At 37.5% G+C, this 13,487-nt stretch carries 9 protein-coding genes and 1 pseudogene; 5 read left to right on the forward strand and 5 right to left on the reverse strand.

All coding sequences use genetic code 11. The features are described from left to right. The first annotated feature begins 18 nt into the window (after positions 1-18). From JMX91_RS08935 to JMX91_RS08945, 3 genes are read left to right on the forward strand one after another with little or no spacing between them, the layout of a single operon-like run. On the forward strand, positions 19-1,584 hold the full coding sequence (locus tag JMX91_RS08935) for a transcriptional regulator (RefSeq protein ID WP_201548677.1): 1,566 nt from the start codon (positions 19-21) through the stop codon (positions 1,582-1,584). Further along, positions 1,568-2,335, forward strand: coding sequence for an E2 domain-containing protein (locus tag JMX91_RS08940; RefSeq protein ID WP_201548679.1), 768 nt, complete (start codon positions 1,568-1,570; stop codon positions 2,333-2,335). Before JMX91_RS08935 ends, JMX91_RS08940 begins: the two co-directional genes overlap by 17 nt. Before the next feature lie 9 nt (positions 2,336-2,344). Continuing rightward, positions 2,345-3,247: a TIR domain-containing protein gene (locus JMX91_RS08945; RefSeq protein WP_201548680.1), complete on the forward strand. Its 903-nt coding sequence runs from the start codon at positions 2,345-2,347 to the stop codon at positions 3,245-3,247. 41 nt (positions 3,248-3,288) lie between these two features. On the opposite strand, the gene JMX91_RS08950 is transcribed toward JMX91_RS08945, so the two are convergent. Next, the gene (locus JMX91_RS08950) at positions 3,289-4,503 is read right to left on the reverse strand and encodes an IS256 family transposase (protein ID WP_201548681.1); all 1,215 of its coding nucleotides are present in this window, start codon (positions 4,501-4,503) and stop codon (positions 3,289-3,291) included. Positions 4,504-4,826: 323 nt separating this feature from the next. On the opposite strand from JMX91_RS08950, the gene JMX91_RS13315 reads away from it, so the two are divergent. Further along, positions 4,827-5,000, forward strand: coding sequence for a hypothetical protein (locus JMX91_RS13315; protein ID WP_227679346.1), 174 nt, complete (start codon positions 4,827-4,829; stop codon positions 4,998-5,000). Between the two features lie 191 nt (positions 5,001-5,191). Here the strand turns inward: JMX91_RS13315 and JMX91_RS08960 are convergent, their stop codons facing one another. Then, entirely contained in the window at positions 5,192-9,013 is a 3,822-nt protein-coding gene (locus JMX91_RS08960) for a DUF4365 domain-containing protein (protein WP_201548682.1), read from the reverse strand. 242 nt (positions 9,014-9,255) lie between these two features. Here JMX91_RS08960 and JMX91_RS08965 point away from each other — a divergent pair. After that, a protein-coding gene (locus tag JMX91_RS08965) for an IS5 family transposase (RefSeq protein WP_201548734.1) occupies positions 9,256-10,049 on the forward strand; the annotation gives its coding sequence in 2 pieces (ribosomal slippage) (positions 9,256-9,463 and positions 9,463-10,049; 795 coding nt in all). A gap of 242 nt (positions 10,050-10,291) precedes the next feature. Here JMX91_RS08965 and tmk read toward each other — a convergent pair. From tmk to JMX91_RS08980, 3 genes and pseudogenes are all read right to left on the reverse strand, one after another. Further along, positions 10,292-10,675 (reverse strand): annotated as a pseudogene (tmk, locus tag JMX91_RS08970) (dTMP kinase); the annotation flags it as partial. Positions 10,676-10,775: 100 nt separating this feature from the next. Then, the gene (gene mltG / locus JMX91_RS08975) at positions 10,776-12,065 is read right to left on the reverse strand and encodes an endolytic transglycosylase MltG (RefSeq protein WP_201548683.1); all 1,290 of its coding nucleotides are present in this window, start codon (positions 12,063-12,065) and stop codon (positions 10,776-10,778) included. A gap of 82 nt (positions 12,066-12,147) precedes the next feature. Further along, positions 12,148-13,485, reverse strand: coding sequence for a type II restriction enzyme (locus JMX91_RS08980; RefSeq protein ID WP_201548684.1), 1,338 nt, complete (start codon positions 13,483-13,485; stop codon positions 12,148-12,150). Positions 13,486-13,487 lie beyond the last annotated feature (2 nt).

Consider the following 13,487-nt stretch of genomic DNA (forward strand, 5'->3'; position numbering starts at 1 on the left):
TTAGAATAAGGATATAAAATGCACTATAGTTGGGATGTGGATAGAGCGGAAGGTCATATAGATAAACTTTGTGACTCAGTAAAAGATGTTGAAATAGTGCCTTATACTCGCGAGATGAGTTTGGGTAATATACCAGTTAACAAAGCATATGAAATGGATGCAGTCCATATCTACGTTGATATTTTAAATCTTGAAGACTTATTGACTAAAGATGGTAATGAGAATGAAACTTCGCACAAAAGGGCCATTAGATTCTTTGATTCACATTTTAGAACCATCAGGTACATATTGGATGAGTCCGAGTCTTTATTTGTAGACTTCCACAATCAACGCCTACATGCCGTCGTCACAAAGCCTTATGACAATGAGAAGAAGCGCTTAGATAGAGCCGTGGCCCTTAGCGATTTGATTATTGATGCTGTCGCTCAGCAGAAAAAAGATAGTAACGACAGTTATATCGATGCAGCGACGATCAGAGTGGGTATCGACTCTGGTATCGCCTTAGCTGTTAATAATGGCCGAGCTAAGAATAAAGAGCCTTTGTTTTTAGGTAATCCCGCCAATCATGCTGCAAAGCATGCTGCAGGTGACAAAAAAGGAATTTACCTCACTACTAACGCAAGGGATGTTCTTGAACTGTCCAAAGTGGCTGCTGACAAAACCAAGACATCAGCGTTAACTTCTGATGAGATCAAACTATCAGTTGATCGTACAACGCTACCGAATGGTTTGTCACTTGAGAGTGTTAATAAGAACGCGCCTGAGCCTAAACTATTAAAAGATTTTCAGTTCTCGCGGGCAGCATCACCTTTGGAGGATTTTGACTTTAATAAGTACTACTATAAGACGGCTAAAAGACAAGAGCTGGTTTCTTTGTATGCCGATATTGATGGATTTACAAACTATGTGAACGTCAATATTGGTTCAGAGCAAGGTAAAAAGAACATTGTCCGCTGTTTGCACGTGATCAGATCAGAGATGGATGATTGCATCAATACTGATTTCAAAGGTAAGCGTGTACGTTTTATTGGCGACTGCATGCATGCCATTATCTGCGAAGGTAGTAATAAATATACAGACAGACTAAAGACAGTGGAAGTTGGCACTGAGGCATCAGGCGGTATTAGAAGCAGCTTTAACCTATCACTAGAAAAGCTTAATGATAGATTTGGTATTCAAACCGACGATTTGGGTTTGGCTATTGGTTATGAGCTGGGTGATGTGTCTAATCTTAGAGTTGGTCAAGAGGGCGTAGATAATAGTACGCGTTTTTCATTAGGGATATCTACGATAGCCTCCGAAAAAGAACAAATGCAGTGCGAACACGAAACAGAGACGCGCATCGGTAAAACGGCATTTGGAGTATTAGAAGGTTCTAAATATGAAGATTTATTTTCTGATAGATCAGCCACAGACATAACCTTTGAGCGTATTGAAGAAGTTGATAATGAAGCGATAGAAGAAGATACCGCTAAAAACGAAAGTTCAATGTACGACGATATCTCTTATTCTGTACCGACTCCATCGGATGAAGAGCTAATATCATCACGACCTGCGTTTAAGCCTCATGCCCAATTTAAATGATCTTGAGCAGTACCTCAATGCTGATGGTATAGCCTTCAAAAAAGACAATGCATCCAATCTTTGTTTTGCATTGAATGTGCCGATGTCTAACGGTAAAAGAAAGGGCTTTGAGCTAACCGCCACTCAATCTGATTCTGAATTGTTGATCAAAGAAAGTGGCGGTTTTTTGCCAAATTTCTGCCCTAACAGGCACATAAACATGGGTGGTTATTTTTGCTTAGGTTTAAAGGTCGATAGCCTAGAAATAAGTGATTGGATCTCTGTCGTTAAAAAGTATTTAAGAGCTCAAGAGTACGTCAATAAGCATAGAAAGTGGCCAAAGAGTATTAATGAATGGAGTCATGGGGAAGCAGCGTACTATCAGAATCTTGTAGAAGAAGGCTTGCTCAAGTTGCATGCCAATAACTTAAGTATTGATTTCAAAGAAATTAAACTTATTGAAGTTAGTCCTGCTAAATCCTATCCATGCCAATCACATTATCGTTTATATTATGGATCAAAACTTATAGCCACAGGTATTGAGGATAAAATACTTAATAAGAGAGCTTTTTGTGTTTGTGTCAAAGACGGTAGCGGAAAGCGTAGACATAAAACGATAGGTAATTGTAAGCATCAATGCGCTAATATTCTGTATCAAATACCCTTTAATGAAAAAAGAAGAGTATTAGAAGAAAGAAAATTTTGGAAAGCTTGTGAAGCCGTAGATTGTTGTATGACAATGGATGACTGTAAGTTAAACAATAATACATAGGGGACTAAGATGTCGCTTTCAGAAAGATTTAAAAATAAAGATCAAGCTGTCATAAGCGAGCTGTTAAAGCAAAAAATTGTTAATGGAAATATAGAGCTTGCAAAAGAAATTCAGCAAAGAGGTCAAGTGGTAGGTTTTGAGCAGGGTGATAACATCATTACTCAAGGAGATGATGACCAAGATGTTTTCTTCATCATTGCAGGTAACACAAGCTTGATCATCAATGGCTCAGAACTATTTTCTAGGGGGTCAGGCATCACTATTGGTGAGATGTCAGCAATCAACCCAGCCGAACCAAGGTCAGCAACTTTAATTGCTAAGGTAGATACAGTTACTGTAAAGGTTGATGTTGATTCGTTTACTGAGTTACTAGACAAATATCCTATGGCTTACAAGTTTTTGCTTATAGATTACAATAGTAGGATGCAGGAAAAAAATGCCTTAATCCAACAACGTAATGCAAAGCCACGGTTATTTATCGCGAGCACCGTTGAAGCCATACCTGTAGTTGAGGATATAAAGCTTAATTTACATCACGCAAATATAGAAGTGACGCTTTGGAGTGAACCAGAGACTTTTCAAGCTGGTTCTTATACATTAGAGTCTTTAGAGCAGCACGTTAAAACTCATGATTTTGGTTTGGCCATCATGACTGCTGATGATATTGTCATATCAAGAGAGGTAGAATCAGCTGCACCGCGTGATAATGTCGTATTTGAATTGGGATTGTTTATGGGTCATTTGGGCAAAGAGCGCACACTACTTGCTTTTCCAAGTGGGCAAGAATCTAAACTTGCAAGTGATTTACAAGGAGTGACGCCTTTGCACTATAAAGATGAGGATGGCAAAATCGATACCACAAATTTAGTAACACTTCTGAAAAGAAAAATCGCAGAGAAAGGGGTTAAATAAATTCTATTTGGAGACCATCCCAGATTCTGTGTAACTGCCATTTAGATTAAATGCTTACTGATACGGTCATCAAACATAATCATAAAACGATTCAGAGCAGACGTCCAGTTACGGATTGGCATCGACCACTTTTTAGACGCCTGCTGGGTGGCTAAGTACACCACTTTGAATGCTGCCTGATCAGATGGGAACACCTTACGCTTATTCACTGCCGTCCGAATCACACTGTTTAGCGACTCTATCGCATTGGTGGTATAAATCACTTTTCTGATGTCTTTCGGATACTCAAAGAACACCGTTAAGCCCTCCCAGTTATTGCGCCAAGACTTGATGACATGCGGATACTCCTTGCCCCATACTTCATCAAAGTGCTCAAGGTTGGCCTCTGCTATCTCAAGCGTATCAGCGCCGTAGATGGCTTTTAAATCAGCCGCTACGGCCTTTTTATCCGTCCACGGCACAAACTTCATTGAGTAACGCACCATGTGTACGATACACAGCTGAACCTGAGCGTTAGGGTAGACCGTATTAATGGCATCAGGGAAGCCCTTTAAACCATCAACACAGGCAATGAGTATATCTTGTACCCCGCGGTTTTGTAGTTCAGTGAGAACACCAAGCCAGAATTTAGCGCCCTCATTCTCTGATAGCCACATGCCAAGCAGCTCTTTTTTACCATCAAGAGCAACGCCTAAGGCCAGATAGATAGCTTTGTTGATGATCTGCTTGTCCTGACGAACTTTGACGACAATGCAGTCTAAGTAGACGATAGGATAAACACTGCTCAGTGGCCGGTTCTGCCAAGCGGTGATGTCCTCTAATATGTTATCGGTGATTCTTGAGATAAGAGAGCTTGAGATGTCAACGTCGTAGAGCTCTTTAATGCTCTCTACAATCTCGGTGGTGGTTTGACCCTTGGCGTAAAGGAATATGATCTTGTCATCAAGGCCTGAGATACGGGTTTGATGCTTACGCACTAGTGCAGGTTCAAAAGCGCCATCACGGTCTCTTGGGGTGGAGATTTCAAGATCGCCTGTATCACTGCGGACGGTCTTTTTAGTGTGCCCATTGCGCTTGTTAGGCTTATCCGCCTTTTCATGTTTGGGGTAGCCGAGATGGTCTTCCATTTCAGCTTCAAGGGCAGTATCGATAAAGGATTGCATGAGCTGCTTTTGAAAATCTTTGATGTCATCAAAGCTATTAATGCTACCAGCCATTTGCTCGGCCAGTTTCTTAATGTCAGATTGAGTAGTCATTGCTTATTCTCCTGTTAGTGGATTATAAGCAGTTACACAGTTTTTAGGAAACTCCCTCTATTTGAGTTGTTTAAGCAACTGTTAACAACAAGTTTATTTGGTATAACCAACAAATATTGATTTTAAATTGGTTTTTGAAGAAATATTTAAGATAACTGAGTATGAAACTTTATTACTCCAAATTGTAACAAGTTACTATTGGTAATAGCTCTCAGTATGATACTTTATTATTTTTCACTCAAAATGGCAGGTAATAAAATCAAGAGTTTAGCCGAATCTCAGTATGATACTTTATTACTCGCTGACATATGGTGCGCTATTCAATGAAGTTTGTACCATGGACGGATAAAAAAGCAGTAGCGGCTGATTTAAAAGCTATCTATGCCGCTGATAGGCTTGAGATAGCACAGGCAAACCTTGAGCACTTTGATAAGACTTGGTGTAAAGAGAGTACCCGCAAATGGTTACCTCTTGGCGCAATAACTGGGAGGGCTTAACGGTATTCTTCGAGTATCCTAAAGGTCAATGTCGATCCTTAACTGGACGTCTGCTTTAAATCGCTTTGTAATTATGTTTGATGACCGTATTAGTAAGTATTTAATCTAAATGGCAGTTGCACAGAATTCGAGATGGTCTCCAATAACTATTAATACGAAATTTTAAAAATGAGCCATTATGAGGCTCATTTTTATAGATTGAAAAAATGATCTAATCTTTTTAAGTTACTATATTCTATTGAATCTGAAGAAAATCCACTTTTTAAGTTGTTAAACGCTATACTTTTAATTTCTGGTTCTAAGTTCAGTATTACAGACACGACCTTCTCTAATAAAGATATAATTGAAGAATTTTCAGGATCTAATATTCCCATAACTGATGTATATTTATTCCACAAGATTAAATGTTCAGTACTAAAATTAGTTTCCATGCCTTTCTCACATTTCCTTCCAAGACCAGAGTGGATTAACCACGTCGTAATAACTGCCTGCGGTTCGTAATTATCTTCACTCTCAATGAGTTTATAGACTAGAGTTAGTAAAGTCTGTGGACTAATTTTCTGCACGTCAACATAAAGAAAAATATCTAAAAACAACTTATATTTTATTTTGAAATTTGTATGAAACAGTATTATCTTGTCAAAAATATATTGAAAATCTGTATCTTTATAATCTAGAACTTCTGGTCTTCCTAAGAAGTAATCTACTGAATCACCCAAAAAATCTAATCTCATATTTAAGTCTATAATACCTAACTTACTGGTACTAACTATTTTATCTTGTAAAACACTCTTGTCTAACACATGTTTATCACCTAAATACTCTAGAATATTAAAAATATTTCCAGTCTGAACACCTTGATTTTCTATAGAAACCAATTTGTTAACGTATAAATCATCAGTAATTAGAAGTCCTTTCTTATCCTTTAACGATTGGTCATACTGTAATAAACTTTCCTCATCTAAGTGTATCAAATCTAACTTAGTCAGATTATTTTGTATAGCTTTTAAAATTTCTCCTGCAATATTATTATAAGGGGAAAGTAGAGCATGAGCTGTAAGGTTAAGTTCTTTAAAGAACCTTTCCAAGATAGAAAATCTTGGTAAGGACTCCAAGAAGCTATTAAAAATCCCTAATTCATTAAGAACTAGTATTGAAGTTTCCTCTATTAACAAAACATCAGACGTATCTATTAGGTCTTTAAAATCATTTTTATTTAACTGAGGAGAATGTATAATTTTAAATTCTAATTCTTGATCTGTAGAAGATTTTGATAAAAACCAAGTAGTAAAAATATCTCTAGTATCCTGTAGATATAGCCCTCTCATAAAAAAAGGTATAGTTAATTCACTACTTCTAAGCTTTTGCTTATTACTTTCCCATAATTCAATCAGTTCTGGAGTAATACCCGCCATGTCTCTCAAAGATTCTAATAATCCTTCAGCACCTTCATCCGTATTGATACTCCCTATCTTAAAAACTTTAGAGTTAGGAAATTTCTTGGTATATTCATTTCGTCTTTCTGTATAATCTGTAAACTGATTATCATTTTCAAATGGGCACAAAAGCATGCATAACTGTAAATAATCACCTTCCTGATCACAGTTATTTTGATCTACAAGTGTTCCATATTTTAAAACCGCAGTCTTTGTTTTTTCCGTATAGTCAGCTCTGTTCGGATAAATACTAATAAGTTGTCTAATAATAAAGATTTTATCTTCTATATTAGACGAATTTGCTAAATTCTCCTCAAGCAGTTCGACTACATTATCAATTAAGCCTAATGAAAGAGAGAGATTGATAAAAAAATCTTTTTCTTGCTTTCCTATGTCCTCTAACTTAATTACATCTGCAATAATCTGATAGGCAACTCCTACCCTACCTTGATTTTGTAAAGCTGCCGCTTGTACTAGTTTCCATTTTGAAATAGCTATACCTTTAGCAATATTCTTTTCTGCTAATCTTTCTGCATCAGCCCAGCGCTCTGTAGTGATAAAAGCTTGGGCTAGGTCTAAATATCTATTTTTACTCAACTCTCTTGTTTCTAATATATTCTCTGCTAACTCAATTAATTGATTAGCAGTCATACTGTCCCGAGGATTTAAATATCTAATCAGTTGTACAGCGATAACTAAAGGCTTATCTAAATCTATATATTTTTGATATAAGTTTTGGGTAAACTCATTATGTCTACTTTTATCTCGGTTGGACTTATTGACAAAATCTTGAATCGCAATGAATGCTTCACCGTCTGGGAGCGACTTTACAATTTTCTCATATTGAGCAGCTAGATTTTTGTCGAACATTGAGTCAGCGATTTCAGCCCCAATACAAAAAATAGCAGGAACATTTTCTCTAGAAGAACTTAATAAAATACTTTCATATTTTTGAATTAACGACAAACATAGTTTAGATTTATTTAAATTATAACATGAGAGGATATGCATACTACATTCATCACCATCTAGTGACTCTAGCTTTTCAAGTAATTCGATTACTTTTGTATATTGCCCACAATTAAATAATATACGAACATATGATCGTATGACTTCTGAATGTGATGTTCTTTCACTTAAAATCTCATCAAAATAACAGGTAAGCTCTTCTAATTTGTTAAAATATCCGTAAATTAATGCACTGATATCTATAAGCATAGTAATATCATTTGGATATCCTAGTTTTTTAGCTGCAATCCATGCTTTCTGTAATGAACTAAATGCTTGCTTCATCCCTTCTAGATCGTAATCAGGTCTTCCCTCAATAGGAAGAATCTCTCCATATATTCCCACATCATTTGAAGATTTCTGGAAGAACCTTCTAGCAGCTAATGCATTAAAAATATAGGTTTTTCTATCATCCTCAAATTCATGACCTAAATTTTCTTCAATGATGAGATCTAGTTCTTCATGAAGAGATCCTATAGTACATATAACCATTTGCATCATAGTTTCAGTGGGATAATATTGTTTTAGTAGTTGTAGAGCCTCTGTAGGTCTCTTCAGCATTGCTAGAATTTTAGCTTTCAGTGCGCATTCTGGAAGACTGCTACTCCCTAGTGTGTCAAGTGATTCTTCGAGCTCATCTTGTGAAAGTGTTGAGTCTAGTTTAAATTTTGACTCTAAGTATGCCAAACGATATCGATCTTTAGAACTCTTCTCTTGTGCTAACTTAAAGTATTTTTCCGCATCATCACGAAATCCTTCATGAGACAGAATATTACCTCTTTGATAGTAAAACTCTGCCATTTCATGGGTATTAAAGTTATCTTTTTTAGTATTTAGTTTGTCTAATACTACTTTCGCAGCCTGTATGCGATTATTTGACAAATAATCTGAACACATCTTTAAATCAGTTGAAACCTCATCCTTAGGATTATCAATCCAAGGGGCTTCATTTTTCAGTTCAATCGATTTCAAAAAAATAGGCTTTTCATCGATGTTTTTTGCAATTAAACTCAAAGTATCCAACAAAGGTCTTTCTAATTCGTTAATACCTTTTCTAATCTCGGAGAATGCTAGTTTTTCTTGAAATCTATTCGCATAAAAACTATATATATCTAAATCCTGATTTAGCAGGTTTGTAGTAGGAATGCTTATCGAAATAGTTTTTTGACTATTCAACTTTTTAGCATTTTTGTCAAACCATTTCTCATCAAGCCAAAAATAATAAATAGGACACTCATAAAACTTTTTTTCATCTCGAATATCTACAACCGCTACCATCACAAGAGGTTCTTGTCGGTGATAATATGCTAATGTAGTGGTTTTGAAGTCGTAAGAGATAGATGTATGAGTTTTATTATATGTTGGCGACATAGTACCTTTGAGCTGTAGATAGAAGCTAAACTCGACTTGACTACTATCATTTTTCAACTGTATCAAGTAGTCAATTCCAAAGTCTGAATCACCATCTTGTTCTTTTTCTATCCAATCAAGTGGCATATGATTAGTCAAAGCTTTTTTCGCTAATCGTCCAATTCTTTGGCTATCACCTTCTTCAGGCAAATTTGTCATATTCACATCCTAAATATTTGTAGAATCAAGGTTATCTATAACCAGCTTTGTTGCAAAAATATATTAATAATGGCTTATTTATAAATATGATTATCAGATGGATAAGTTTGCAACTAAAACTTACTGTACATCAATTGTTAAACCTATAACAACTCCCTGATTAGGGCATGTCTTCAATTGGATAAGCCCTAAATAATAGTTACAATACCGCATCTATTGAGTCGATGCGAGAAATACAAGTTATGGCAAGAAAAGCATTAACAGATACGCTTTGGGATCAATTGCAATCGACGATGATAAAGTACGGCTGCTATCAAACTCAAAACAGCCGAGAGATCATGGAAGCCATACTGTGGAAGCTACGCACAGGCGCGCCTTGGCGTGACATACCTGAAGAATTATGTTCGTGGAAAACAGCCTATAGTCGTTTCAACCGCTGGTCGAAAACTGGCTTATGGGCGGATTTTTTTTTAGCTTACGAAAAGAAATTGATACGGAATGGATATTCACAGACGGAAGCTATGTTCGCTGTCACCAGCATGCAAGTGGAGCTCGGCGTGGTGAAGATCGAGCAATTGGACAAAGCCGTGGCGGCGCAACTACAAAGATACACCTATCCTGTGATGCCGATGGATATCCGCTCAATTTTAAAATCACTGGGGGTGAAGTCCACGACAGTCAAGTTGCAGGTGAATTGATTGAAATGATTGGACAAGCTGATTACTTTATCGCTGATAAAGGCTATGACTCAGAGTCTATCAGAGACAAAGCTCGAAGCCATAATATGATACCCGTCGTTCCTAAAAGGAAAAATGCCAAACAGCCTAATCCAGAGTTTGATAGCTATTTGTATAAACTGCGTCATCTTGTTGAAAATATGTTTGCAAGGCTTAAGCATTTTCGTAGTATCGCTACTCGCTACGAGAAGTTGGCTCGTAATTTTAAGTCAATACCCTACCTGGCGTGTACTATCATTCATTGTAAAATGAATGATAGTACACGCCCTAGTGACATCTTGAATTTGAGTCGTTTATGAAAATGCTAACTTTTAACTTTATGTACTACACCGCCCATCCATGATGTTTACATTCTTATAATTTTATTATCAAATTTAGGCTCTTATTCGGGCTACTTTAGTTTCCAAAAAGCCAAATAAATTGAAAAATTTAATATATTTACATTTACAATCTAAATTTTACCATCAGAACGATAAACCTACCGTATCAGTTGCCTTTTAGATATTATTTACTAGTTTACATAAAAAATAACGGATTATAATGAATCGGTAAATCTGTCACATATTACCCAAGTACCATTTTGGAGCGCTGGTAGAATAACCTGCTGCATATGATCACAGCGCGCCGCAAACAATAGTAGCAGCTCAGTATCGTCTTCGATATCAGTTGCTGGGTCCAATAATATGTCACGCAATTGCTCGGCAAATGGGCTACCACCCGGCTCACGAGTACGCAGATATGGAATGCCATTAGCTTCTAAGCGCAAGCACAACTGTTCAATCGCGGTGGTTTTGCCCACGCCTTCAGTCCCTTCAAAACTAATAAAGCGGCCTAACGTAGGTGCTGTTTCCGTATTTGAAGCACTTGATTCAGGTAGATTCGATGATGGTGTGTTGGCATGTGACGGTGTTGCGCTGGTGTGCATAGATACTGACATGATATGACCTTATGTCATTGATGAGCGCTACCTCTACTTTGTAGCACTCAATAAACGATAAGTTTTTTAAGAGGACTAAGAAGGAATATTACTGCGGCGGCGTTTGAGATTTTTTCTCACGCATGACACTGAGATAGTCTTTTACCGCTTGATTATGTTCAGCCAAGCTGTTGGTAAATTTGTGCCCGCCATTGCCCGTTGCCACAAAATACAACGCTTCACTATCGGCAGGATGTAAGGTCGCTTCGATAGAGGCCGCTGATGGTAGCGCAATTGGCGTTGGCGGTAAACCATCAATTTGGTAGGTATTGTAAGACGTTTTTTCATTAATGTCTTTGCGGCGGATATTGCCATCATAACGACTGCCCATACCATAGATAATGGTCGGGTCCGTCTGCATACGCATGTTTTTATTCAAGCGATTTCTAAATACGGCAGAGACTAAAGGACGTTCATCAGCAACGCTGGTCTCTTTTTCGATAATAGACGCCATCACTAACGCTTCATATGGACTCTTATAAGGGAGGTTCGGCGCACGATTTTCCCACGCATCAGTCAATACCTGCTGCTGACGCTTATATAAGTCAGTCAATACTTTTTTATCGCTGGTTCCTTCACCATAATAATAGGTATCAGGCGCGAACCAACCTTCAAGATTATAGTTAACAATCGGGTCACTGCTATTAGCCACACTATCTGGCAATACACCCGTCAAATCTAGTGCTTGAGCAATACTGGCATTGTCACTATCTGCGGTCAGTACTTCTTTTTCGATTTTGTTATTGTCACGTAGAGCTTGGTAAAGGTCTTTAGATGTCTTGCCTTCGATAATCTGTACCTTGACCATGGCCGCTTTTGCGCCTTGACCTAGTATTTGTAGCGCCTCAGCGATAGTTGGGTTTTCGGGTAATTGATACGTACCAGCATGCAACGGTGCATCGACTTGCGATTTGATATACAGCTTGGCCACGCCTGCCGAAAACAGCGGAATCTGCTGTTGCCACTGCGGTAGTAGACCATAATACGTCTGACCTGGTTCAATCGTGACCATTTGCTGCGGCTGCTCGATACGCCCAAACAACGTCTGATAAACCATGACCAAGAAAAACGCAGCAATTAGCCCCAACACCAGCAGCACTTGATAGCCGCGTTGCATAAAAAACGATGGGTTATTGACTTTATATTGACGCGGTTTACTGTTGCCGCTGATGAGCGAGACGTTGGTTGCTGGCGTTGCTGATGTGTCTTCCACCTCATCTACCACTGGTTGTGCGTCCGGCAGCGTGGTATCGACACGCTCCTCGACTGTGCCATCTTGCTTGTTTGACGGCGACTCATTGGGACGTTCAGGTGGTATATTGGGTGTAGGCTTGCTCATGGCAACTCGCGAGGCAGATGTTTGCTAGAATTTAGCACTGAACCGTGCGATTTTCAATGGTATTTCATTGTTACTTATCTTTTTAGCTTTCCTTAACTTGAGTGAATATCCACTCTATCCAACTTTTAACAGTAAGACACCTTCTTGAGAAAGTGCTAGAAGCTCTATTTAAATTTTCAATTTTACAAGCTTCAACAATATCTTGAACGTTTTCAATTGATAGTACACCTGCCTTACTTATATATAAATCAAATACTTTGGAAAAAGGTTTAGATGAGAGAATGAGTTCTGCAAACCGAATTTGTTTTGTAGTGAGTGGCAACTGCATTATTTCTAAACCTAAATCAGTAAAATATACCAACCCCCTATCTATAGATACCAAGCCTAAATATCTTGCTGCGTTCGCATAGTAATCGGCTTGCCTATCAGTAAAATCGTAAATATCAGCTATTTCTCTCTTAGAAAAACCTCTTCCACCACTCTCATCAACATCTTCACTTAGACTACTAAAGTATTTTTTTACGAGCTCTTCACATAGATTCACGATCTTATTGAAATCGTCTGCTTGAGGGAAAGGTGCATCTTGACTATTGAGCTTAGGTAAGGTTTTATTTAGTAAGTTTTTCAAATATTCTAATGTCAATTCTTTAGTTATAATCGAATATCTACTTGAACTCAACAATCTAATCGACATAGGGTCATTTATATCCTCAAACAAGTATTCTCTAATGTAAAATATTCCATTAGAGTATGTGAGATAGATATTTTTGATATCCTTTGTCGACACTTTGTTTAACCAAGTTCTATAAGGATAATACAGCTGTCTAACTACAAAATCTCTTGAAAGTACGTTCTTAGCCTCTATAAGATAAATACTATCGTGACTTTCGTAACCAGCATCGATTTCTATTTGAGAACCTCTTACTTTAAAATCAAAAATCTTGTTTGGCTCCTCGATCTTAAAATCAAACTCGCCTGATCCCATTCGACCGCTTATAGTGCTATATAGTTCATCCGCACCTGTAAAACTCGTTAAAATTGAACATAAATCAGCACAATATATAGCTGATGATTCAGTAGTAATCAGATTTGGATCTATTGTTTCAATAAATGACGGGAACTGCTTCTCTAGAACTACATCTGATCTTTTAGGAGTATCGTAATCTTCAAAGTTATGGAACATGTCAAATCTTCCAACTTTATAGCCTCCTCTACTAATTGGCAAAATAGATAGCTTATTCTTTTTGAATATTTCTGGTAAGTCTTTTCTAGCATCAAACTTAGTCATAAGCCTAGCTTGTCTGAAATCGTTGATTCTTTTAGAGTGTACAATGAATTCACCTTCAGCCTCTATCTTGTCCAAGAGACTATCTTCTTCGAATAATCTCTCCCAAGCTAGATCGTTTTTAGATTTATTCATAG

It is taken from the genome of Psychrobacter sp. Pi2-1 (genome assembly GCF_904846645.1).
GTDB lineage: Bacteria > Pseudomonadota > Gammaproteobacteria > Pseudomonadales > Moraxellaceae > Psychrobacter.